The following is a 23,232-nucleotide window of genomic DNA, read 5'->3' on the forward strand; positions in this document are numbered from 1 at the left end:
CGGGGCCCTTCTTTGGTCAGCACCGACGTCAGGGCAGCGCCGGTGCCTGGGGAGCGGCGCCGGGGGGTTGCGCCGCTTGCCTGGTGTGCCCTGGATGACGACCCGGCGCGCAAGGGGCGCACGAATGGTCTCGACCTTTGGCAGTGAGCCAGTACAAAGAAATGCAGTTGTCTACGGCGGGACTTGGGGCTTGCTACGCATCGTGCTGGATGGGCGGGACCTCCGCAACCTTTTGACCCATCCTTGTACGTTTCCTTGGCCCTGTCCGGGGGGAACTTGGGTGTTTGTTTTCCCGCCGGCCGGCCCCGGGCGTCCCCGGAGCCGGCCGTTCTCTTGGGCGACCGGGCTGCTGTCCCCTGCCGTCCGGTCACCTGCCTGGAGCGAGGTCCCACGGCGCACGGCACGATCCGTACGCCTCATCGCTCCAGTGAGCCACGCGTGGTTCTTCGGGCCCGCCCCTGGCTGGCACGGACATCGGGACCAACGAACCCTTTTGCGCGCCGGTCACGCGCCGTACGGGTGAGAGGAATGCGTACGTCTGTGCCGGGAACGCGGTTTCAGATCTTGCCGCGGCACAGCTCCAGAAGGGTCATCGCCAGCGAGGTGCCCGGCTTGCCCAGCGCCTCCCTGTAGTGGGCGAGGATCTCCATCTCGCGGGAGAGGTTCACGCGCCGGCCGCCGGAGGCGATCCGGGCCTCCTGGACGACGGCGGAGACCGCCATCCGTTCCTGGATCAGGCCGATGATCCGGTCGTCGAGTGTGTCGATGCGCTCACGGGCGCCGGTGATCGTCTCGGCGGCCTCGCGGGTGTGCGCGCCGGTCTTCTCCACTGCGGTGGCGGTCATCTCGGGGCTCCTCTGTCAGAAGGGTTCGGAAGGGTCGGGCGGGTTCGGACGGGGTGCCCCGGATCGACCGGACCCGGAAAACGTCAGGCGCCCCGGGCCTTGTCGGCCCGGGGCGCCTGGGGAAGTCGCTTGTCAGTTGCTCAAGCAGCACGACCATGGCAGCCGGTGGGCCGGTTGCCATAGGTAAAGAGGAAGGTCGGGTGCGTGAGCATGGGGTCAGTATGCCACGGCCCCGGGGTCCAAGGAGTCCAGCAGCTGGGACCGCTCTCACGCCCACCTCGGTAGAATCGGAGTACACACAGACCCCCGCCCCACCGCCGGAAGGCTCCCGTGTCATCAGCGACCCCTGCTGCCGCCGCCCCCGACACCGTCCTGGTCGTCGACTTCGGCGCGCAGTATGCCCAGCTCATCGCCCGTCGCGTCCGCGAGGCCCGGGTCTACAGCGAGATCGTGCCGAGCACCATGCCGGTGGCGGAGATGCTCGCCAGGAATCCGGCGGCGATCATCCTCTCCGGCGGCCCCTCGTCGGTGTACGCGGAGGGCGCCCCGCGCCTCGACCGCGAGCTCTTCGAGTCCGGCGTCCCCGTCTTCGGCATGTGCTACGGCTTCCAGCTGATGGCGACGTCGCTCGGCGGCACGGTCGACAACACGGGGGCGCGCGAGTACGGCCGTACGGACCTGCATGTCAGCAAGTCCGGCTCCACCCTCTTCGAGGGCACGCCCGCCGAGCAGTCCGTCTGGATGTCGCACGGCGACGCCTGCTCCGCCGCCCCCGAGGGCTTCAGCGTGACGGCCTCCACGGACGTCGTCCCGGTCGCCGCCTTCGAGAACGACGAGAAGAAGCTGTACGGCGTCCAGTACCACCCGGAGGTCATGCACTCCACGCACGGCCAGCAGGTGCTGGAGCACTTCCTGTACCGGGGCGCCGGGCTGACCCCGGACTGGACCACCGGCAATGTGATCGAGGAGCAGGTCGCCGCGATCCGTGAGCAGGTCGGCGACAAGCGCGCCATCTGCGGGCTGTCCGGCGGCGTGGACTCCGCCGTCGCCGCCGCCCTCGTCCAGAAGGCCATCGGCTCCCAGCTGACCTGCGTGTACGTCGACCACGGCCTGATGCGCAAGGGCGAGACCGAGCAGGTCGAGAAGGACTTCGTGGCCGCGACCGGCGTACAGCTGAAGGTCGTGGACGCGCAGGAGCGGTTCCTGAAGGCGCTCGCCGGGGTGAGCAACCCGGAGGAGAAGCGGAAGATCATCGGCCGTGAGTTCATCCGGGTCTTCGAGCAGGCGCAGGCCGAGATCATCGCGGACGAGGGCCCGGCGGTGGAGTTCCTCGTGCAGGGCACCCTGTACCCGGACGTGGTCGAGTCCGGTGGCGGCACCGGAACCGCCAACATCAAGTCCCACCACAACGTGGGCGGGCTGCCGGAAGACCTTGAGTTCCAGCTGATCGAGCCGCTGCGCAAGCTGTTCAAGGACGAGGTCCGGATGGTCGGCCAGGAGCTGGGCCTGCCGGACGAGATCGTCCAGCGCCAGCCGTTCCCGGGTCCTGGGCTGGGCATCCGTATCGTCGGCGATGTGACCAAGGACCGGCTCGACCTGCTGCGCGAGGCCGACGCCATCGCCCGTGAGGAGCTGACCGCGGCCGGCCTCGACCGTGACATCTGGCAGTGCCCGGTCGTCCTGCTCGCGGACGTCCGCAGCGTCGGCGTCCAGGGCGACGGCCGCACGTACGGCCACCCGATCGTCCTGCGCCCGGTCTCCAGCGAGGACGCGATGACGGCCGACTGGTCGCGACTGCCGTACGACGTGCTCGCGAAGATCTCGACGCGGATCACGAACGAGGTCGCGGACGTCAACCGGGTCGTGCTCGATGTGACGAGCAAGCCGCCGGGGACGATCGAGTGGGAGTGACCCCCCGTTTTTAGGGGTTCAGGTGCCTTTTTCAGGGATTCAGGTGCGTTTGATGAGGCGCACCGGCTCGCCGGGCTTCCAGACCTCGACGACCAGGTACTTGTCGTCCTCGACGTAGGTCCGTACGACCTCCGTCAGCTCGGTGCGGAAGAGGTGGAACGGCTCCGGCGGTTCCACCTCTTCGCTGTATCCGGCCTTGGTCTCCGGGTCGGTGACCTCGATCGCCCGACCGCTGATCCGCACATCGCCGCCGCCCATGGACTGCCCCTGCCCGGGGTTCGCCTGGAGCGCGAAACGCGGGTCGCGGCGCAGGTCGAGGGCCTTGAGGGAGTCCGGCATCATGCCGAGCCAGAGCTCGCCGTTCAGAAAGCGGACCTCTAGGCCTGTGGTGCGGGGGGAGCCGTCCTTGCGGAGGGTGGCGAGGACGTGATGGGTGAAGGCGCCGAAGCGTTCCTCGACGCGTTTGGCGAGGTCGGGTTCCGCGGTGACGAAGGCCGCCCAGTTCTTTGTCATACGGCGAGTGTGCCGCCGATACCCGACACCTTCTGTCCGATTTCGATTGCACGCTTCTTCTTTACATATCACCCCTGTTCTCCTGCGCTGACCAACGGTAACTTCCGCCCGTAAAGGAACCCAGTGCAGGAGGAACCTATGCACGGGCCCACACCGCCCACGCCGCTGCCCACCGACCGGCTGCAGTTCGCCATGCCGCCGATGCACGAGTCGGTCGACGACGAGCGCCGGCATCGCAAGGAGCGGCTCGCGGGCGCGCTGCGGATCTTCGGGCGGCTCGGCTTCGAGGACGGTGTCTCGGGGCACATCACCGCGCGCGACCCGGAGTACAGCAACTGCTTCTGGGTCAATCCGTTCGGGATGCCGTTCAAGCACGTCACCGTGAGCGACCTGGTGCTCGTCAACGCCGACGGGCAGGTGATCGAGGGCCGCTATCACATCAACCAGGCCGCGTTCACCGTGCACGCACAGGTGCACGCGGCCCGGCCCGACGTCGTCGCGGTCGCCCACTGCCATTCGGTGTACGGGCGGGCGCTGTCGGCCCTCGGTGATCTGCTGGACCCGATCACCCAGGAGAGCTGCGCCTTCTACGAGGACCACGCCCTCTACGACGCCTACACCGGCGTCGCCGTGGACGCCGAGGAGGGCCGCCGGATCGCCGACGCGCTCGCCTCGCGCAAGGCGCTGATCCTGCGCAACCACGGGCTGCTGACGGTGGGGGACTCGGTCGACGCGGCGGCCTGGTGGTTCCTGTCACTGGAACGGTCCTGCAAGGTACAGCTGACGGCGAAGGCGGCCGGGCGGCCGATCCTCATCGACCACAAGGCCGCGGTGGCCACGCGGGAGCAACTGGGCGGGGATCTGGTGGCGTGGATCAACTATCAGCCGCTGTGGCAGGACGTCAGTCGCAGTGAGCCGGACTTGTTGTCGTAGGGCGTAAGGGCGTAAAGGCGTGTTGGGGGGGGGGCGGCTCAAAAGCCTCGCAGCACCGCCGCCTTGGTCATCGCGAACTCCTCGTCCGTGAGGACACCGTCGCGGTGCAGTTCGCCCAGTTCCCGCAGCCGTCGCAGGAGTATGTCGTGGTGGTCGGCCTGCGGCGGTACGGCGGCCGTCAGCTGGCGGCGGGCGGTGTACTCGCCGTAGGCGATTCCCGTGCGGGTCGACGGGTGCGGCAGTCTCGCGGTGACCGCGGTGGCGACCAGGGCCGTGAGCAGGTCGCGGCGGGCGCTGCCCCACAGGTCCAGGGCGAACGGGTCCTTCTCCGGCGGCAGTTTGGAGAACACCGTCTCGCGGGTCACGAAGCGCAGGAAGCCGTCCTCGTAGCCTGAGTTGGGCAGCCACTCGACCTGTTCGAGGTCGCCGATGTTGATGACCCTTGGGCCCGTCGCGCGTTTGACGCGATCGGAGGTGTCGGACCAGTCGATCCGCACCTGCGTGCCGTCGAAGGACACCGTGCCGTCGGAGGAACGGACCGAGACGGGGACCGGCGGGCCCGGCAGCAGATAGGTCTTGGCCGGGTCGCCCGGGATCTGGTCAAGGAGCAGCGCGCGGCGGATCTCCTCGGCCACGTACTCGGCGACTCCGGAGCGGTCGATGTCCACGACCAGCCGGTACGGGTCGGCCGCGTCGGGCAGCCGGCCGCCCGTCGCCTGGAGAAGGGGATCGGCGCCTTCTCTCAGCCGCATCCGGAGCCGGCCGCGCTTGCGTTCGGGCTCGAAGACGATGCCGGAGACGGCCTCCAGCGGCACGGCGATCTCTCCGTACGTCTGCCGGAACAGTGGCACGGAGCGGTGCAGGCCCGGCGTGATCCTGACCGTGCTGCCGTCGAAGGCCCAGGTCCCGTCGCGCTGGATGATCTCGGCCATAGGGAAATTCTCGCAGCAGGGTCAACACGGCGGGGCTCCCTTCTTCCGCGGTGACCTGACCTGCCGGATGGGGGGCGGGTGAGGTAGGGCACAATTCGCTGTCGTCGTGGGGGAGTCGTGGGTCGGGGGCCTTGTTCGCCGGGTGCGTGTGCGGTTGTGGTGTGCGCGGGTGGGGTCTGGCGCGGCGTGTGGGTCGTGAGGTTCGCGGCTTCGTGGGTTCGTGGGTTCGTTTGGGATCTGATGGGGTCTGAGGAGGACGCGTGGCGGTGCAGGAGGCGAGGCAGGGTGGGGGCACTGACTCGGGCGGGCCGGGGGGCGGGCACCGGGGTGGCTGCACCTGTGGTGACTGTCCGCACGGGGCCCGTGCGGGGCATCGGCGGGCCGTCGCCGAATTCCTGCTGAAGCGGGACGAGTTCGCGGCGGGGCACGGGCTGCCCGCCGCCGTGGCCCACTCCGCCTCGGCCTCCCGCCAGTGGGTCTCCGAGGAGTTGGCCCAGTCCGCCGAACTCGTCGCCGAACGCGGCCGTGCCGAGGGCGACGCCTGGCTCCTCCGCCTGTGGTGGCGTACGGCCTGTGCGGTGGGGGCGCTCGCCGTGCTGCTGTTGCTCGCCCAGGCGCTCACCGCGATCGGCGCGGGCTGGACGAGTGCGCGGACCGCCGGGCTGCTCGCCGCGCTGGTCCTGGCCGGTGCGTTGACGGCGGCCTCGTGGTTCCACCGGGCGCGCGGCGGTGCGCTCGCGCCGGTCATCGGTGAGGACAACCGGCTGTCCACGTCGCGTGCGGTGGCCGGGGCGTGGGTGCTGTTCGTGGCGTACGCCGTGCTGTTGTTGGCCGGCCGTCTCGCGGCGGCCTCCGGGCATGGGGAGCGTGACGCGCTGATCGCCGGGCTCGAACTCGCCCGGGGCGCGGGGATCGTGACCGTGCTCGCCGTGGTGTGCGGGATCGCGGTGCTGGTGCGGCGGGTCGTCGGGATGCGGGTGCTGGGACAGCGGCTGCAGAAGGTACGGGCGGACCGGCCGCGGGCTGCCGATCTGCTGACGGACGACTCGGGGCGGGGGTCGTTCGCCGACCTTCAGTACGTCGTGATCAGCGGGGTCGCGTTGCTGTTCGCGGCGGTGCGGCTGGCGCGGCGGCCGGATCAGTTGCCCGATCTGCCGTGGGGGCTGGCGGTGGTCGTGCTGGTCTCGGCGGCGACGTATGTGGCCGGGAAGTATGCGGAAGGGGGCCGGCCGGTGATCCTGTCGGTCGTGCGGTCCCGGGAGGCCGGCGCTCTGGACGCGCCCATCCGCACCGGCGACGACATCGAGATCCGGGGAGCCGGATTCGTGCCGCCGGGGGCGCAGGGCGCGGACCGGTTGTCGCGGATGGTCGTCCGGATCGGCGCGGTCCATGTGCATGTGCCGCTGGTGCCGGTGACCGGCGGCTTCAGCAACCCCACGGACGCGGTGCTCACGGTGCCGGTGCCGGTGGATGTGGAGCCCGGGCGGCTGGACGTGCAGGTGGTGACGGCTGCGGGGGTCGAGACGAATCGGTACGCGATCGATGTGACGGAGTGACGCAGAAGCTGGACCAAGTCGGAAAAACTGGCCTGGACGAGGTTGAGCGGTGCAGCCTCTTCGTGCGTATCGTCTTCTGAGGGGTGACGTCACAGCGGGCGAGAGGCGGCTACGAGCGATGACTCACGGCATTCGTACGGACACGCACTCCCCCTATCTGGACGGCGGCCGCGACTGGCGGGACACCGCCACCCGTTACGCCCTGCTACCGCTCCGTGTCTTCCTTGGCGTCACCTTCATCTACGCGGGCCTGGACAAACTCACCAACAGTGCCTTCATGAAGGACTCCGGTTCCGGGTCCATCGGCGATCTGATGCGTACGGTGCGTGACTCGTCGGCGATCCCCGCCCTGGTCGACCAGGCACTGAAGAACCCCGTCGGCTTCGGCTACGCCATCGCCTTCGGCGAGCTGGCCGTCGGCATCGCGACACTGATCGGCCTGCTCTCCCGCATCGCCGCGCTGGGCGGTGCGCTCATCTCCCTCAGCCTGTGGCTGACCGTGAGCTGGGCCACCGAGCCCTACTACTACGGCAATGACCTCGCCTACCTGATGGCCTGGCTGCCCCTCGTCCTCGCGGGTGCGCCCATGCTGTCGTTGGACGCCGTGCTACGGGGGCGACGACGACAGCGGGCGGGGGCGTATCGGTAACCCTCAGCCGGCCTGCGTGGGGTTTTGGCTCGGTGCCTCCGGCTGGGCCTCCGTCGGGCCGGGCGCGCCGGTTCGGCGTCTGCGGCGGCGTATGCCACGGGTCAGACCACCCACCGTGGCTGCCAGGCAGAAGCCGACCATGACGAGCGGTATCACCGCGAACCACGGTGTCTCCCAGGCGCCGCCCGCGTCGCCGGCGTAGATGATGCCCGCGAGGGTCAGGAAGGCGCCGGCGACCAGTCGGCCGGGCTGGACCTCATGACGTAGCACGGCTCACCTCCGCCTGTCCGACGCCGACGCGGAGATCGAGGTCGAGTGTGCCGGTGCTCTTGGTGCCGGAGGGCGGTGTGAGGGTCAGTTCCTTGTGTCGGCCCGGTTCCACGTCCACGTCCTGTTGTTTGTCGCCCGGCAGCTGGATGTCGCCCACGCCCACGTCGATGGTCACCTTCACGGTCACGTCCTTCGGCACGATCACCTTCAGCCGGCCCACGCCGACGTCGGCGCCCGTGTCGACCGTTCGGCCCTTGGTGAGGGGCACTCCGGTCAGGTCGAGCGTGCCGACGCCTGTGCCCAGCTTGTAGTGCTGCCGCACGTCCGCCACCGCGGTGGGGCGCCATGTCTCCTGCGTCCACTGCGTGCTGATGTCCTTCGGTATCGCGGCCGCAGCGGCGAGCAGACTCGCGGTGATGACCGCGAGGAAGACCGAGCCGGCTCCCGTGCGGCCCAGGAACGCGCTGACTGCTATGCCCAGGCCGAGGACGATGAGCGCGCAGGCGAGCCCGGTCTGGAGGCTGGTGCCGAGGGGGTGTTCGTCCCAGGTGAGGCGGGTGCCCAGGCCGCCGGCGAGGAGGGCGAGCAGGAAGACCCAGCCGCCGATCCAGCGGGGGCCGCGCGGACGCGGTGCCTTGACGGGTGGGCGGCGGCGTATGTCGTCGGGGCTGTCGCCCCATGGGCCGAGGCCGATGTTGACGGCAGCCGCGATGTCGCGGGCGCGGGAGTCCCCCGGGCCCCAGAGATAGCCCGTCCCGCCCTCGTGCGTGCCGTCCTTGACGATGGGGTCGCGCCACCAGGACGGGTAGGCGGTGGGGACGGGCGGGGCCTGGGCCTCCGGCGGGGCGTCCGCGACTGCCTGGGCGGCCAGGGGGTCGGGGTCGGGGGTGCCGCGGTGCCGGGACCAGTAGGCGGCGCCCGCGAGGAGCAGGGAGAGAACCACGGCGAAGGTCAGTACCCCGCCGTTGTTCAGCAGGGTCAGGAACACCCCGCAGCCCACCAGCGCGAACAGCACGGCCGTCAGCGCCTGGCCGTCGACCCTGCCGGTCAGCAGCTTCCGCACCTCGTTCTGCTCCTCGTCCTCGTACGGGACGAAGAGCCAGGCGAAGCCGTAGAAGATGAGACCGAGGCCACCGGTCGCGGAGAGCACCGCCAGGGTGATCCGGAAGATCACCGGATCCATGTCACACTGCCGCCCGAGCCCAGCACACACCCCCGCCAGCATCTTGTGCGGCCGATCGCGCCGGAAGCGGTGGGGCGGACCGGGGACGTCGGCCGGCTGAGCGGACACATCCGCGGGCTGGCCGAGCGCGTCGGTCGGTGGGCGGGGTGCGTCGCTCGCTTCGGATGCCGTGGTCGGCCCGGGCGGCTGCGTGCCCCCCTTCTCGTACGCGCGAGGCTCCTTTCCCTCTGCGCCGGGCGCGTCCGCGGCGGGGGCGGCGTCCTGCCCGGTGCCCGGGGTGGGGCGTGGGCCGGAGCCGGGTCCCGGACCCGTCGCGGCGTGCTGGTGATCTGTCATGAGTCCATGGTGACGGGCGCAGTGCCTCGGCGGGAGTCGGAACGACCCTGGCCGGACCCTGATATCGGCCCTGAGCCGGGGGCGGGGAAGCGTTCGACGGGGGCGGGTTTCGAAGATCAGGGGAGTCTCGGGGGTCGACCCTGATGCCTCGGCCGTCCGGGCGTGTGAACATCGATGGCATGCCGGAAGCCGCAGCAGCGCCACTCGTAGAACCGCGGCCGCCGCGCAAGCTCTACCGCAGCAGTGACGGACGCTGGCTGGGTGGCGTGGCGCGGGGGCTCGCCGGGCATCTCGGGCTGCCTGTGATCTGGGTGCGGCTGGTCTTCGTCGGCCTGTTCATGGCGGACGGCCTCGGCGCTCTGCTCTACGCCGCGTTCTGGTTCTTCGTGCCGCTCGGCGTCGGCGGCGTCGAAGCCCAGCGGCCCCCCTCCCTCGTCGGCACGGAAACCTCGCCCGACGGCCGCCGCAGACTCGTCGCCCGCAAGCCGGACAAGGGCCAGATCGTCGCCCTGCTCCTCATGGTCGTCGTGGCCATGGTCTTCGTCGGCAGTGTGAATCTGGGCAGCGGCGCCCAGGCGTATCTCCTGCCGGCCGTGCTCGTCGGCGCGGGCGTCGCCCTCGTCTGGCGCCAGGCGGACAACGCCCGCCGGGCCCGCTGGGTCGAGGTCGGCCGCCGCAAGCGCACGCTCAACCTGCTGCGGGCCGTGGGCGGCGTGCTGCTGGTCACCGCGGGCGTCTCCGGCATCTTCGTCCTGCAGGGCTCCGCCGCCCACCTCGGCTCGGTCCTGCAGGCGGCCCTCGCGGTCCTCGTCGGGATAACGCTCCTCGCCGGTCCCTACCTCGTGCGCATGACCCAGGACCTGTCCGAGGAGCGGTTGATGCGCATCCGCGCCCAGGAGCGCGCCGAAGTCGCCGCGCACGTCCACGACTCGGTGCTGCACACCCTCACCCTGATCCAGCGCAACGCGGAGAACGCCAACGAGGTGCGCCGCCTGGCCCGTGCCCAGGAGCGCGATCTGCGCACCTGGCTCTACAAACCCGAGGGCACCGGCAAGGACGAGGCCGACGAACCCACCACCCTCGCCGAGGCCGTGCGGCGCAACGCGGCCGAGGTCGAGGACAAGCACGGCGTCCCCATAGAGGTCGTCGTGGTCGGCGACTGCCCGCTCGACGAGAGGATCGGCGCACAAATGCAGGCCGCACGCGAGGCGATGGTGAACGCCGCCAAGTACGGTGGCGAGGGCGGCGCCGTCCAGGTCTTTGCCGAAGTGGAGGGGAAGACGGTCTTCGTGTCCGTCCGGGACCGCGGACCGGGCTTCGATCTCGACTCGATACCCGCCGACCGTATGGGTGTCAGAGAATCGATCATCGGCCGCATGGAGCGCAACGGCGGTTCGGCCCGGCTGCGTCCGGTGCCGGACGGCGGCACGGAGGTCGAGCTGGAGATGGAGAGGGCGGAGAAGACGACATGAGCGACCCGACCGAGGCAAACGGTACGGCGGGAGCGGCGGAGTCGGCCGAGTCCGCCCAGGCGGGCGGCGGCGAGCGCCGCGTCCGTGTAGTCCTCGTCGACGACCACCGCATGTTCCGTACCGGCGTACAGGCCGAGATCGGACAGACCGAGCAGACCGGCGTCGAAGTCGTCGGCGAGGCCGCGGACGTCGACCAGGCGGTCACGGTCATCACCGCGACCCGGCCCGAGGTCGTTCTCCTCGATGTGCACCTCCCGGGTGGCGGCGGGGTCGAAGTGCTGCGCCGCTGCGCCCCGTTGATGGCGGACACCGAGCAGCCCGTCCGCTTCCTCGCCCTGTCCGTCTCGGACGCGGCGGAGGACGTGATCGGCGTGATCCGGGGCGGCGCGCGAGGATACGTGACGAAGACGATCACGGGAACGGACCTGGTCGCCTCCATCTTCCGTGTGCAGGAAGGCGACGCGGTCTTCTCGCCGAGGCTCGCCGGGTTCGTCCTGGACGCCTTCGCCTCGACGGACGCCCCTCCCGTGGACGAGGACCTCGACCGCCTCACCCAGCGCGAGCGCGAAGTGCTGCGCCTGATCGCCCGTGGCTATGCCTACAAGGAGATCGCCAAGCAGCTGTTCATCTCCGTGAAGACGGTCGAGTCCCATGTCTCGGCGGTGCTGAGGAAGCTTCAGCTGTCCAACCGACATGAGCTGACCCGGTGGGCGACGGCACGGCGGCTGGTCTGACCACGGACGGGGGCGGTACGAGAGCGCCGCGGTTCAGTGGTGGCCCGGCCGCGGCGCCGGGCCCAGTGCCCGCACGGCCCAGCGGTAGTGCCGTACGGCCTTGATCACGCCTATCAGACCCGTCAGCCACAGGATCGTGCCGATGCCCATGTCGAGGGCGACATCGCTGTAGCGCGTGCGGTCCGGCTCCGCACCGACCGCTGAGGCGAACGACGCCCACAGGCCGATCACGCAGAGCGCGACGGAGGAGAGCAGCCAGAAGAGGCTGAGGCCGGGGGAGCGGAGACCGGCGTCCGTCGCCGGGTCGCTGTCCAACTGCAGCCAGGCGTCGAGGAGTTGCCGTATTCGATGGTCGCGGCGGATGGCGTGGGCCAGGGTGATGACCGACGGGGACAGGGCCGCGAGGCCGAGCAGCGCGAAGACGGGGCCGAGGAGGAAGCCGAGCGGATCCCGCTCCTCCAGCTGCTGCAGCGGGATCACCAGCAGCGCCCACCCGATGATCGCGGAGAGCGCCAGCAGCCACAGCAGCAGTACCCGGTGGACCCCGATGCTGCACCGGCGCAACTCCTCCAGCGCCCGCCACCGGTCCGCCAGCAAGGCCGCCCGGTCCGGCCACATCCTGCTGTGCGGCGGTGGGGGAGGCGGCGGCAGTGGGGAGCGCGGCATCGACACCTTCTCGGGGCACGGGACGTCGTACGAAGCGTTTCGCAGACGCTACCGTGCCGACGTGGGCATGCCACGCCCTGTGGTGTGCCGGCGGACACCTTCACGCCACCCGCGTCGCCCCCGCGAACGGCATCTCGTCGATGGGCGCCAGCCGTACCGGCGCCGAGGGGTTGGGGGCGTGGATCATCCGGCCGTTGCCGACGTAGAGGCCGACATGGCTGATGCCGGAGTAGAAGAACACCAGGTCGCCCGGGAGGAGTTCGGCGCGGGAGACCCGGCGGCCGGCGTCGATCTGGGCGTAGGTCGTACGGGGCAGGGAGATGCCCGCGGAGCGGTACGCGGCCTGCATGAGGCCCGAGCAGTCGAAGGCGTCGGGACCGGTCGCGCCCCACACATAGGGGCTGCCGAGCTTCTGGTAGGCGTACGAAACGGCGGAGGCCGCACGGGCGTTGGGCGCCGTCACCGGTCCTGTCAGGCCGTCCCGTGCGCCCGTACGTGAGGCGCGGCCGGTGTCCGCGAGCGGGGCCCGCTCCTCGGCCGTCAGCTCGGACAGCAGCCGCCGGGCCGCGTCCAGCTTGCCGGTGACCGTCTTCTTGTGCCGTTTCAGCTCGGCCTGCCGGGACGACAGCGAGGTCAGCTCGATGTGCGCGGCGCCGCGCAGCTGCTCGATCTCGCGCAGCTGCTTGCGTACGCGGGCGACGGACGCGGCCTGACGGCTGCCCGCACGTTCGGCGAACTCGGCGCCCTGGAGGTATCCGTCCGGGTCGGCGGAGAGCGCGAGCTGGAGCGCGGGGTCGAGGCCGCCGTCGCGGTACTGTGCCGCCGCCATCGAACCCAGCGCGGCCCGCTCGGAGTTGAGGCCGTCCGTCTTGCGCGCCGCCTCGTCCCGCAGGTCCCGCAGGCGCTGCTCGGTCGCCTCCGCCTTCTCCTTCGCGCCGTTGTACTTCTCGGTGGCGACCTCCGCCTCCTGGTACAGCTTGTCCACCTTCGCCTTGACCTGAGCGGGCGTCAGCTCCGGCTCCGCGTGCCCGGTCCCGTCCAGGCCGGTCGCGGTCGCGGCGCCCGCGAGGGCGATCGTGGCGGCCGTACGGACCGAGGTGCCGCCGGTCGAACGCTGTCGGGGCTTGCGGTGCGCTGCCACGTGGACCTGCACGTCCTTTCGTACGACCGCCGGTGCGTGGGCGCGGCGGCTCTGCGTCCGGCGGCGGCCCGCACAGGGGGAGCTGACCGCCGCCGGACCTTCTCGGCGGGTGATCGACTGCCGCCCCTGGCCCGGGCGGCGGTGGGGAGCCGGTCACCTGGGGGAGGACGCTAAACCCGGGTGTGTCGGACGGGTAACGCATTGCGCGGAACTGACGCGAGCGGACCGCGCGGTGACCGTAAGTGATCGTGATCCCGTTCCGGGGCCGTCGACTTCACGCAGTGTGGTGACCGAAGTGCGGATTCCGGGACCCCCGGGGATGGCGGGCTGCTATGGACCGCATATATGCACCCTCCGTGCGAAGGGCGGGCCGGTGTCATGTGCCGCGTACGTCTCTGATTAGGCTCCGGCCTCATGGACGTACTCATCCATCTCTTCGTCGGCCTGCACATCATCGGCATCGCCGCCCTGCTCGGCGGCTTCTTCACCCAGATGAAGGCGATGGGCCAGGGCACCGCCCGCTTCGTCCCCGCGATGCTGCACGGCGCGCTGACGATGCTGGTCACCGGCGCGATCCTGGTCGGCCTCAACCAGGCCGACGACCAGTCCGTCAACAACGTCAAGATCGGTGTGAAGCTGGCGCTGCTGGTCGTGATCCTCGGGCTCGTCTATGTGAAGCGCGACGACGAGAAGGTGGAGAAGCCGCTGTTCGGCCTGGTCGGACTGCTGACCACGGCGAACGTCTTCATCGCGGTGCTGTGGACCTGACGTCCTGCGGTGCGGCGGCGGAGGTGACGGCGGCCCGCGCGGCAGTGATCGCCCCGGCTGCGACCGCGAGCCAGGCGGCCACCGCGATCCGCAGCAGCACCTCACCCAGCCCCTCCAGCCACGGCACATCGAGGGCGGAGGACACCGAGAGCGTCGCCGCCGCCGTCATCCCCAACGGGAAGACGGTCGCCCAGCGCCGCACGTCGTAGCCCAGCCGAGGGCGGGCGAACTCGGCGACGAGCAGGACGGCGTACCAGGCCAGGTCGAGCACGAGCACCACGGCGGTCATGAAGCGCAGGACGCCGTCGTTGTCGTCGTTCCAGAGGTACAGGGCCGCGCTGTCGGCGGCGACGATTTTCGACCCGGCGAGCGCGGAGATGGCGAGTGCGCCGCCCGCGACCCAGTGATCACCGGCCCCTTCGGCCACCTGCCGCAGATCGAAGCAGGCCAGCGCGACGCAGTACAGCACAAGACCCAGCCAGAACAGCACCATCGCCGCCCGCGCGAGCCAGGCCGCCCCTCGGCGGCAGCCAGTGTGGCGCCGAGCACCGCGAGTCCCTGCGTGGCCACGCAGCCCAGGAACACCGCGCCCGGCATACGCCGCCGCCAGTGCCGTACGACGGCGAAGAGCAGCACCGGCCACAGCACGGCGGCGGCCAGCGCGAGCAGCGCCTCGGCTAGCGGCTGCCGGCCCAGGCCGAGAAACGCGTACCCAGGACCGTCGTCGCCGCCACGGCGGTGAGCGCGCCCGGCGTCGCCGCCTCCGCGACCCACCTCTCCCGCTGCCGCAGCAGCCGTACGGCGAAGTCCGCGGCCAGCCCCAGCCACGCCGCGCAGGCCACCGCGAGGGCGATACGGGACAGGACCTCGTACCCCGTCAGATGCAGACCGACCGACATGACGCCGGTCGCCATCACGGCGGCACCGGCCGCCGGCGAGCGCTGTGCCCACCAGGCGCGGAGGGGAGAGGGGCGGGGCATGGGCCCGATGGTAGGGAGCGGCACGCGCCCTGAGAGCGGGGCACGCGCGCGTGCGTACGGAAACCCCCTGTGCCGCGTCCCTGTCCCCTCAGGCCGGCCGTACCACGCTGTGGATCGACGACTCACCGTCGTAGTAGATCGACTCCTCGCGCACATAGGCCCCCGGCTTCGGTGCGTGGATCATCATGCCGTTGCCGATGTAGATGCCGACGTGGCTGATGTCGTCGTAGAAGAAGACCAGGTCGCCGGGTTGGGCGGCGGAGAGGGAGACGGTCGTGCCGGCGTTCACCTGGTCCCAGGTGGTGCGCGGGAGGGAGATGCCGGCGGCGTTCCAGGCGGCCTGGGTGAGGCCGGAGCAGTCGTAGGAGCCGGGGCCGGTGGCGCCCCAGACGTACGGCTTGCCGATCGTGGAGCGGGCGAAGGCGAGGACCTTCTCGGCCTTGGCGGCGTACGAGGAGTCGGCCACGGAGGTGTCGGAGGACTCCGACGTGCCGGTGCCGCTCTCCTGCTGCTGTTGCGCCGCCTCCTGGGCCGCCGCCTCCGCCGCGGCCTGCTGCCTGGCGAGTTCCGCGGCCTTGCGCTCGGCCTCTTGCTGCTTCTGCCGCTCGATCTGCGCGAGCCGCGCCTTCTCCTCGGCGGTCAGCTTCGACAGCAGCTCGCGCGCGTCGGCCAGCTTCTGCTGGACGGTCGTCTTGGCGGTCTTCAGGTCGCCCTGCGACTCGGTGAGCGTCTCGAGGCTCGCGGTGGCTTCCCGGCGCTTCTCCATCGTCGCGGACTGCTGCGTGACGAAGTCGTCGACCGCCTCCTTCTGACGGCCGGTCATCCGGCTCATCAGCTGGGTCTGGTCGAAGTAGTCCTGCGGGGTGTCCGCGAGCAGGAAGGTCGCCGTGTCGGGGGCGGAGGCGCCGGTGCGGTACTGGGCGGAGGCGAAGGAACCCAGTTCCTCGCGCGCCTCGTTGAGTTTCTGTGTGCGCTGCGCGACGTCGTCGAGGAGGGTGTCGACGCGCTTGCGCTGCTTGGTGGTCTTCTCTTTCGCCGAGTTGTACTTCTCGGTCGCCGACTCGGCCTGGCGGTAGAGGTCGCCGACCTTCTTCTCGACCTCTTCGAGACTCGGCTTGTCGTCGGCCGCGGGAGCGGCGTTGGCCGACTGGGACAGCAGGGCCACGGAGGTGAGGGCCGCCGTGGCGAGGGCGGGGGTCCGTATGCCTGCGACGCGCGAACCCGAAGGACGCGACTTGCGGTGCGACGCCAAGGGAGGCGACTCCTTCCATCTTCCGCCTACCGAGTTAGCTGTCGGGTTCGGGCGGGTGGTTCGGAAGGGTTGCCCTACGACCGCTTCCCGAGGGAAGTCCGGTCGATTCACCCCAAGTTCGGTGGGTCCCCGGCTCCGGTCCGCCCCGTGGGCGCGCCGGACTCGGCGGAGGCCGTACGGCCCGGCGACGTTCGCCGGTAGGGGTCGTGCGGCCTGGAGGAACGCTAGCCAACTCGTGTGGCCCCTGTGAAGGTTGATGGGCGATATGCCCGATACATTTTCGTGACCTTAGCCCAGGGCATCGCTCCCCGTGGTCAATATGGAGGGATCTGCGGCGAGTTGTTCGTATTTTGTCCGGAGTGGCCTCGTCCGCCCGCTTCGGGGCGGTAGCTTCCAGCCAGCCACGGTCGGGAGCCGTGGCGGCTGAGAGGGGGTACGGCCATGAGGAAACGCACCGCACTCGTCATCGCCACAGGAGTCGCACTCACCGCCACCGCGGGCATCGCACCCGCGAGCGCAGGCGCCGGACAGGACGGCCGCACGGGCGGCAAACCCGTCGTCCGCGTGATCGCGAAGGGCCTCGACAATCCACGCCAGCTGTCGTACGACCACGGGCGCCTGTACGTCGCCGAGGCGGGCCGCGGCGGCAAGAAATGCATCGGGGAGGGGCCGGAGGGCGAGACCTGCATCGGTCTCTCGTCGGCCGTCACCAAGATCTACTGGAACGGGGGTGCATGGAAGCACTACAGGGTGGTGCAGGGACTGCCCTCGGCCGCCGCCCCGGACGGAGGCTTCGCGACCGGCGTCGACGGGGTCTCCGCGCGGCACGGCAAGGTCTGGGGCGTGGAGACCTTCGCCCCGCCGGAGGCCGGAGTGCCCACGACCCCGCCCTGGAACAAGCTCGGCAAGCTGCTGAAGATCACCCACGGCAAGGCGAAGATCGCCGCGGACATCGCTGCCGTGGAGCTGAAGCACAATCCGCACAAGGCATCCGTGGAGTCCAACCCGTACGCCGTCCTCGCGCTCCCCGACGGCCGCAAGATCGTCGCGGACGCCGCAGGCAACGACCTGATCGAGGTCTCGCCGTCAGGCCGGGCCCGCCCCTTCACCGTCTTCCCGGACCACGACAAGAACCAGTCCGTCCCCACCTCCCTGGCGCTCGGCCCCGACGGAAAGCTCTACGTCGGCGAGCTCAACGGTGAGACCGAGAAGCCCACCGCGCGCGTGTGGCAGGTCGACCCCTGGACCGGCAAGATCCTCGGCTGGAAGTCCGGCTTCGGCTCGATCACCGGCCTCGCCGTCAACGACAAGGGCGACCTGTACGTCAGCCAGCTCTTCGCGGGCGTCGTCACCAAGGTCTCCCACGGCAAGCGGACGAACGTGAAGGTGCCGTTCCCGGCGGGCGTGGCCGTCGACCCGTACGACGGCAAGGTCTATGTCTCGGCCTGGTCCGTCGCCGACCGGGACGGAACAGATCTGGGGCAGGGGAAGACGCCGGGCGGCCAGGTCTGGAAGATCCTCGGCTTCTGAGCCGGCCGGAACTTCGCGGACCCGGAACTTCGCGAACTCTGAGACCCTTGGGGCTTTGGAAATCGGCGATGTTCTCAGGGCGGCGGCGGGCTGTCAGTGGGGCGCCCTAAACTCGGAGAGCGATGAGCAGCCTCTTTGACGACAGCTTCCTGGCGAACCTCCAGGCCCCTCGGGCCCATGCGGAGGAACCCCCGCCGCCGCCCGAGGACGATCATGTGCCGGAGCCGATTCCGGATGATCTGTTCGGCGGGAAGTTCGACGCGCCGCCGGACCGGGACGCGTACTACCGGGACGGCGCGCACCGCCCGGCGGTGGACCCGGCCGCGCTCCTGGACGGGCTGAACGAGAACCAGCGAGCGGCCGTCGTCCACTCCGGCTCCCCGCTGCTCATCGTGGCCGGCGCCGGCTCCGGCAAGACGCGTGTGCTGACGCACCGCATCGCGTACCTGCTCGGCGAGCGCAAGGTGCACCCCGGCCAGATCCTCGCGATCACCTTCACCAACAAGGCCGCCGGCGAGATGAAGGAGCGCGTCGAGCAACTCGTCGGCCCGCGCGCGAACGCGATGTGGGTGATGACCTTCCACAGCGCATGCGTACGCATCCTGCGCCGCGAGTCGAAGAAGCTCGGCTTCACGTCATCCTTCTCGATCTACGACGCCGCCGATTCCAAGCGCCTGATGGCCCTGGTCTGCCGCGACCTGGACCTCGACCCCAAGCGCTACCCGCCCAAGTCCTTCAGCGCCAAGATCAGCAACCTGAAGAACGAGCTGATCGACGAGGAGGACTTCGCCGCCCAGGCCACCGACGGCTTCGAGAAAACCCTCGCCCAGGCGTACGCGATGTACCAGTCGCGCCTGCGCGAGGCCAACGCCCTCGACTTCGACGACCTGATCATGACGACGGTCAACCTGCTGCGCGCCTTCCCGGACGTTGCCGAGCACTACCGCCGCCGCTTCCGGCACGTCATGGTCGACGAGTACCAGGACACCAACCACGCGCAGTACGCCCTGGTACGCGAACTCGTCGGCACCGGTGAGCACGATGAAGACGTACCGCCCAACGAGCACGACCTGCTCCCCGCCGAGCTGTGCGTCGTCGGTGACGCCGACCAGTCGATCTACGCCTTCCGCGGCGCGACCATCCGCAACATCCTCCAGTTCGAGGAGGACTACCCGGACGCGACGACGATCCTGCTGGAGCAGAACTACCGCTCCACCCAGACGATCCTCACCGCCGCCAACGCCGTCATCGAGCGCAACGAGTCCCGCCGCCCCAAGAACCTGTGGACCAACGCGGGCGCGGGCGCGCGCATCACCGGCTATGTCGCCGACACCGAGCACGACGAGGCGCAGTTCGTCGCCGAGGAGATAGACCGCCTCACGGACGCGGGCGACGCGAAGGCCGGCGACGTCGCGGTCTTCTACCGTACGAACGCCCAGTCCCGTGTCTTCGAAGAGGTCTTCATCCGCGTCGGCCTGCCCTACAAGGTCGTCGGCGGCGTCCGCTTCTACGAGCGCAAGGAGGTCCGGGACGTCCTGGCCTACCTGCGCGTGCTCGCCAACCCCGAGGACTCGGTCCCGCTGCGCCGCATCCTCAACGTGCCCAAGCGGGGCATCGGCGACCGCGCCGAGGCGATGATCGACGCCCTCTCCCAGCGCGAGAAGATCAGCTTCCCGCAGGCACTGCGCCGCGTCGACGAGGCGTACGGCATGGCCGCCCGGTCGACGAACGCGGTCAAGCGGTTCAACGTGCTCATGGAGGAGCTCCGTACGATCGTCGAGTCGGGCGCGGGCCCCGCGACCGTCCTCGAGGCCGTCCTCGAACGCACCGGGTACCTCGCCGAGTTGCAGGCCTCCACCGACCCGCAGGACGAGACCCGGATCGAGAACCTCCAGGAACTCGCGGCCGTGGCCCTGGAGTTCGAGCAGGAGGCCGGGGAGGGCGAGGCCGCGGGCGGACTCTCCGACTTCCTGGAGCGCGTCGCCCTGGTCGCCGACTCCGACCAGATCCCCGACGAGGACGAGGAAGGCGCGGGCGTCATCACCCTGATGACCCTGCACACCGCCAAGGGCCTCGAATTCCCCGTCGTGTTCCTGACCGGCATGGAGGACGGCGTCTTCCCGCACATGCGCGCCCTCGGCCAGACCAAGGAGCTGGAGGAGGAGCGGCGCCTGGCGTACGTCGGCATCACGCGCGCGCGGGAACGCCTCTATCTGACGCGGTCCGCCATGCGGAGCGCGTGGGGGCAGCCGTCGTACAACCCGCCCTCGCGTTTCCTGGCGGAGATCCCGGACCAGCACGTGGACTGGAAGCGGACCGGTCCCTCCGCGGCCCCGGCGGGCCCGGTGTCGGGCGTCGCCGCCTCGCTGTCCTCGTCCCGCTCCCGCTCGTCGGCATCGGGCGCCTCCGGCTTCGCCACGCGACGGACCTCGGAGAAACCGGTGGTCGCGCTGGCGGTCGGCGACCGGGTCACCCACGACCAGTTCGGTCTCGGCACGGTGATGGCGGTCAAGGGCACCGGCGGCAACGCGGAGGCCACGATCGACTTCGGCGACACCAAGCCGAAGCGGCTGCTGCTGCGCTACGCGCCGGTGGAGAAGCTCTGACGGAGTCGGGCCCTCGCTGAACCGCGGGGGCCCGCAGGCACTTACGTCGGGTCCAGCCCGTGGCTGCGCAGCCAGGCCAGCGGGTCTATGGCGGAGCCACCGGACGGCTTCACCTCGAAGTGCAGGTGCGGACCGGTCGAGTTGCCGGAGTTGCCGGAGTACGCGATCGCGTCGCCGGCCTTCACGGTCGTACCGGACGAGACGGCGTAGGTGGAGAGGTGGCAGTACCACGTCTCCGTACCGTCCTTGTCGGTCACGATCATCATGTTGCCGTAGGAGCTGTTCCACTCCGTGCGGACGGTGCCGTCGGTCGCGGCCATCACCGGCGTGCCGTACGAGACCGGGAAGTCGATGCCGGTGTGGATGGACATCCAGTTGATGCCGGACTGGCCGAAGTAGGCGCTGAGCCCGTGCTGGGCGACCGGCAGGGCGTACTTCGGGCGCAGCCGCTCCTTGCGGGCCGCCTCCGCCGCCGCCTTCTTCTTCTCGGCCTCCTGCTGGGCCCTGAGGTCGATGCGCTCCTGCGTCCGGCTGGCCCGGTCGGCGAAGTCGTCGGCACCGGCCGTGAGGCTCTCGAGCTGGGTGTCCAGCTTGTTGTTCGCGGTGGACGGCTTGACGGACTTCGTGTCCGACGCGGTCGTCGACGTGTCACCGCCGTCGTCGGTCAGTGTGCCGACGGATGCGGCGGCGATCCCCGCGACACCCATCACACATGCCGACGGCACGGCGACCGTCAGCAGCGCGGAGCGCTTGGCGGGCGTACGGCGGCGGGAGCGGCCCGCCCTGCGAGCGGCCGCGCGTGAGCCGGGCGCAGGGGACGGCGTGACGGCCTCTTCCTGGCCGTCGAGCAGGGGTGTTACGGCGGGCAGCTCACCGGTTGAGCCAGTGGCACCGGCGGAGGCGGTGAGGCCCGTGTGGTCCGACCCGTCTTCGTCCTGGGCGGGTTCGTCGTACGAGACATGCTCGTACTCGTCGGCCGGGTGCTGGGCGCCGTCCGAGTTCCACTGCGTGGCGTCGTACGCGCCGGTGTCGAAGGTCTGCGTGCCCCAGTCCCAGTGCTGGGTCTGGTCCGCCGCGCCGGAGTGCTCAGGCTGCTCGGGCTGCAGCCAAGTACCCGAATCCCACTGGCCGGTGGCCTCGGGGCCGGTGGCCTGGGGCGGGATGACGGAGAGCGGCTGGTGGCCGTTGGCCCAGGCGGTGGTGTCGTACGCGCCGGTGTCGTAGGCGGCGTGGTGCTGGGCCGCGTACACGTCGTAGTTCAGCGTCTGGTGACTGCCCGTCGACCACTGCGTGCCGTCGTACGAGCCCGTGTTCTCGCCGGGCATGCTGCCGAAGAGCGGGTTGGCGTCGAAGGTCGGGGTGGCGTAGGCGCCGGTGTCCATGCCTGCCGTGCCCGAGGGAAAACCGTTCGCCGGGTAGGCGTCGTACGTGGTGAAGTCACCGTAGTGGGCTTCCTGTCCGCCGTACGACGCGTAGTGCGCCGAGGCATCGGAAGCCGGGGCCGGGGAGGTCATGGTCCCCGACGGGTGACGTTCGTTCACCAACTTCTCTCTCGCCTCGACAACAGGGGCTGCCAGAGCAGTGCGGCGACTGTACCCGGCAGTACGCGGGCGCGACAATCTTCGGCAGGTTTCGCGCCTGAAGGAAACGGGCATTCGGCCGTGTTTCGGGGGACGGCGGGCGCGGGTTTGGCCCTGCGTTCGAAGAGTGTTCGAAGTTGTGTGGGGTGGAGTGAACGTCACGCCACGGTCAAGCCGCCGGTCCGGGCGGCTGTTTCGGCTCCTGTCGGTGCGGTGTCGAGGGCCTGCCGTATGCCGGTCGCGACGGCGGGGTGCACGGGCAGGGCGAGGTGTCCGATGCCGCTCACCCGCACGTTGTGCGCCAGCAGGTCGGGGTGGTCGATACAGGCGGCCTCAAGCGGGTCCATCAGGTGGTCCAGGTCGCTCCAGAAGCTCACGAAGTGCGTACGGCAGCCGGGGGCCGGCCGGGTGAGCTCCTCGAGGACGGCCGAGCCCGGGCGCATCTGGCGGACGATCGGGTGGGCGTTCATCAGCGGAGCCACCCGGGTGCCCGAGTGCGGCGTGCCCAGCGTCACCAGCGTCTTGACGCGAATGTCACCGCCCAGTCGCTGTACGTAATAACGGGCGATCAGCCCGCCGAGGCTGTGGCCGACGATGTCGACCTGCTTGCTGCCCGTGCGCTCGCAGATCTCCTCTATGTGCCGGGCGAGCAGCTCGGCCGCGGCGCGTATGTCGCAGGTCAGCGGAGAGTAGTTGAGCGACTCGACCTGCTGCCTGCCGTGCTGGGCGAGATTGCGGCGCAGCAGGACGAAGACCGAGCGGTTGTCGATGAAGCCGTGCAGTAGGACGACCGGGGGTTTGGCCTCCGTCGGCAGCTGTGCGGTGTCGGGCGGGGGAAGCGCGGGGCCCGGGCCGCGGCGCTCCTGGGTGATGCCGGAGGGGTAGAGGAGGAGGTGTCCCGCGAGGATGGCGAGGTCCAGGGCGGTCGCCTTCAGGAGGTTCATGGACAGCCCCGCCAGTCTGCTGGGGAGCAGGCGCTGGCAGAGGGGAAGAAAGGGCACTACCGCCCTGGTGACCTTCATGGCCGACCTCCTGTCGGCACGCGGAAGGACGGCTCTGTCCCCCGTGTGCCCTCGTGGGAAGCCGTGCCGAAGGCGGCCGACGGTGCGCCAGCGGGGCGCGTGGGACGGGTGCGGTCGGGGGCCTGAGGTGCGCCTGTGGTGCAAGACGCGCCTGTGGTGCCGATGAAGCGACGAGGTCCCCTGTCGGTGTGGCGACGAGGCTCCCCGCTGTCGTGCCGTACCTGTCCTACGTGCCCTGCGTGCCACCGTCGGTGCGCCGCACCACCACGGCGCGCGGCCTGCGGCGCGGTGGTGCGACGACCTCGTTGCGGCTCCCTGTGCGCTTGTTCCCTCCACGGTCCGTGTGCCGCAGG

The 23,232-nt window shown here is 70.4% G+C and carries 19 protein-coding genes, 1 pseudogene and 1 riboswitch; of the genes and pseudogenes, 9 read left to right on the forward strand and 11 right to left on the reverse strand.

The window, feature by feature from the left end; genetic code table 11:
- Positions 1-557: 557 nt before the first annotated feature.
- The gene (locus QQY66_RS29970; protein WP_301983363.1) at positions 558-845 is read right to left on the reverse strand and encodes a chorismate mutase; all 288 of its coding nucleotides are present in this window, start codon (positions 843-845) and stop codon (positions 558-560) included.
- A gap of 330 nt (positions 846-1,175) precedes the next feature.
- Between QQY66_RS29970 and guaA the strand changes: the two genes are divergently transcribed.
- The gene (guaA, locus tag QQY66_RS29975) at positions 1,176-2,756 is read left to right on the forward strand and encodes a glutamine-hydrolyzing GMP synthase (protein ID WP_301983364.1); all 1,581 of its coding nucleotides are present in this window, start codon (positions 1,176-1,178) and stop codon (positions 2,754-2,756) included.
- Between the two features lie 39 nt (positions 2,757-2,795).
- Here the strand turns inward: guaA and QQY66_RS29980 are convergent, their stop codons facing one another.
- Complete coding sequence (locus QQY66_RS29980) at positions 2,796-3,269, reverse strand: pyridoxamine 5'-phosphate oxidase family protein (RefSeq protein ID WP_301983365.1); 474 nt, start codon at positions 3,267-3,269, stop codon at positions 2,796-2,798.
- A 138-nt stretch (positions 3,270-3,407) separates the two neighbouring features.
- On the opposite strand from QQY66_RS29980, the gene QQY66_RS29985 reads away from it, so the two are divergent.
- Positions 3,408-4,202 carry a class II aldolase/adducin family protein gene (locus QQY66_RS29985; RefSeq protein WP_301983367.1) on the forward strand — a complete coding sequence of 265 codons (795 nt, stop codon included), beginning with the start codon at positions 3,408-3,410 and terminating at the stop codon, positions 4,200-4,202.
- Between the two features lie 38 nt (positions 4,203-4,240).
- On the opposite strand, the gene QQY66_RS29990 is transcribed toward QQY66_RS29985, so the two are convergent.
- On the reverse strand, positions 4,241-5,134 hold the full coding sequence (locus tag QQY66_RS29990; RefSeq protein ID WP_301983368.1) for a DUF4429 domain-containing protein: 894 nt from the start codon (positions 5,132-5,134) through the stop codon (positions 4,241-4,243).
- A 260-nt stretch (positions 5,135-5,394) separates the two neighbouring features.
- Here QQY66_RS29990 and QQY66_RS29995 point away from each other — a divergent pair, with 260 nt between their 5' ends.
- Together QQY66_RS29995 and QQY66_RS30000 are read left to right on the forward strand one after the other, a co-directional pair.
- Positions 5,395-6,690, forward strand: coding sequence for a hypothetical protein (locus tag QQY66_RS29995; RefSeq protein WP_301983369.1), 1,296 nt, complete (start codon positions 5,395-5,397; stop codon positions 6,688-6,690).
- A gap of 118 nt (positions 6,691-6,808) precedes the next feature.
- A complete protein-coding gene (locus tag QQY66_RS30000) occupies positions 6,809-7,339 on the forward strand; it encodes a DoxX family protein (RefSeq protein ID WP_301983370.1) in 531 nt (176 codons plus the stop codon).
- Positions 7,340-7,342: 3 nt separating this feature from the next.
- On the opposite strand, the gene QQY66_RS30005 is transcribed toward QQY66_RS30000, so the two are convergent.
- Together QQY66_RS30005 and QQY66_RS30010 are read right to left on the reverse strand one after the other, a co-directional pair.
- The gene (locus QQY66_RS30005) at positions 7,343-7,609 is read right to left on the reverse strand and encodes a hypothetical protein (RefSeq protein WP_301983372.1); all 267 of its coding nucleotides are present in this window, start codon (positions 7,607-7,609) and stop codon (positions 7,343-7,345) included.
- Positions 7,596-9,128 carry a PspC domain-containing protein gene (locus QQY66_RS30010; RefSeq protein WP_301983373.1) on the reverse strand — a complete coding sequence of 511 codons (1,533 nt, stop codon included), beginning with the start codon at positions 9,126-9,128 and terminating at the stop codon, positions 7,596-7,598. Before QQY66_RS30010 ends, QQY66_RS30005 begins: the two co-directional genes overlap by 14 nt.
- Positions 9,129-9,271: 143 nt before the next feature.
- Between QQY66_RS30010 and QQY66_RS30015 the strand changes: the two genes are divergently transcribed.
- The gene (locus QQY66_RS30015) at positions 9,272-10,600 is read left to right on the forward strand and encodes an ATP-binding protein (protein WP_301983374.1); all 1,329 of its coding nucleotides are present in this window, start codon (positions 9,272-9,274) and stop codon (positions 10,598-10,600) included.
- The gene (locus QQY66_RS30020) at positions 10,597-11,334 is read left to right on the forward strand and encodes a response regulator transcription factor (RefSeq protein ID WP_301983375.1); all 738 of its coding nucleotides are present in this window, start codon (positions 10,597-10,599) and stop codon (positions 11,332-11,334) included. The genes QQY66_RS30015 and QQY66_RS30020 overlap by 4 nt, the downstream gene beginning before the upstream one ends.
- 33 nt (positions 11,335-11,367) lie before the next feature.
- Here the strand turns inward: QQY66_RS30020 and QQY66_RS30025 are convergent, their stop codons facing one another.
- Positions 11,368-12,000 (reverse strand): hypothetical protein, encoded by a 633-nt coding sequence (locus QQY66_RS30025; protein ID WP_301983376.1) that lies wholly within the window; start codon positions 11,998-12,000, stop codon positions 11,368-11,370.
- A gap of 100 nt (positions 12,001-12,100) precedes the next feature.
- Positions 12,101-13,141, reverse strand: a complete 1,041-nt coding sequence (locus QQY66_RS30030) for a C40 family peptidase (protein ID WP_301983377.1) — start codon at positions 13,139-13,141, stop codon at positions 12,101-12,103.
- Between the two features lie 414 nt (positions 13,142-13,555).
- Here QQY66_RS30030 and QQY66_RS30035 point away from each other — a divergent pair, with 414 nt between their 5' ends.
- The gene (locus QQY66_RS30035; RefSeq protein ID WP_301983378.1) at positions 13,556-13,909 is read left to right on the forward strand and encodes a hypothetical protein; all 354 of its coding nucleotides are present in this window, start codon (positions 13,556-13,558) and stop codon (positions 13,907-13,909) included.
- On the opposite strand, the pseudogene QQY66_RS30040 reads toward QQY66_RS30035, so the two are convergent.
- Positions 13,887-14,889: pseudogene (locus QQY66_RS30040) on the reverse strand (tellurite resistance/C4-dicarboxylate transporter family protein). The gene QQY66_RS30035 and the pseudogene QQY66_RS30040 sit on opposite strands and share 23 nt — an antisense overlap.
- A gap of 88 nt (positions 14,890-14,977) precedes the next feature.
- Positions 14,978-16,141, reverse strand: a complete 1,164-nt coding sequence (locus QQY66_RS30045) for a C40 family peptidase (RefSeq protein WP_301983379.1) — start codon at positions 16,139-16,141, stop codon at positions 14,978-14,980.
- A gap of 7 nt (positions 16,142-16,148) precedes the next feature.
- Positions 16,149-16,319: riboswitch (cyclic di-AMP (ydaO/yuaA leader) on the reverse strand.
- Between the two features lie 263 nt (positions 16,320-16,582).
- Here QQY66_RS30045 and QQY66_RS30050 point away from each other — a divergent pair.
- Positions 16,583-17,671, forward strand: coding sequence for a ScyD/ScyE family protein (locus QQY66_RS30050; protein WP_301983380.1), 1,089 nt, complete (start codon positions 16,583-16,585; stop codon positions 17,669-17,671).
- Between the two features lie 122 nt (positions 17,672-17,793).
- Positions 17,794-20,277: a DNA helicase PcrA gene (pcrA, locus tag QQY66_RS30055; protein ID WP_301983381.1), complete on the forward strand. Its 2,484-nt coding sequence runs from the start codon at positions 17,794-17,796 to the stop codon at positions 20,275-20,277.
- Between the two features lie 41 nt (positions 20,278-20,318).
- Here pcrA and QQY66_RS30060 read toward each other — a convergent pair whose 3' ends face one another.
- Entirely contained in the window at positions 20,319-21,932 is a 1,614-nt protein-coding gene (locus tag QQY66_RS30060; protein ID WP_301983382.1) for a M23 family metallopeptidase, read from the reverse strand.
- 83 nt (positions 21,933-22,015) lie between these two features.
- Positions 22,016-22,879: a triacylglycerol lipase gene (locus tag QQY66_RS30065; RefSeq protein WP_301983383.1), complete on the reverse strand. Its 864-nt coding sequence runs from the start codon at positions 22,877-22,879 to the stop codon at positions 22,016-22,018.
- Positions 22,880-23,232: the final 353 nt, after the last annotated feature.

Source organism: Streptomyces sp. DG2A-72 (assembly GCF_030499575.1).
In the GTDB taxonomy this organism is placed as follows: domain Bacteria; phylum Actinomycetota; class Actinomycetes; order Streptomycetales; family Streptomycetaceae; genus Streptomyces.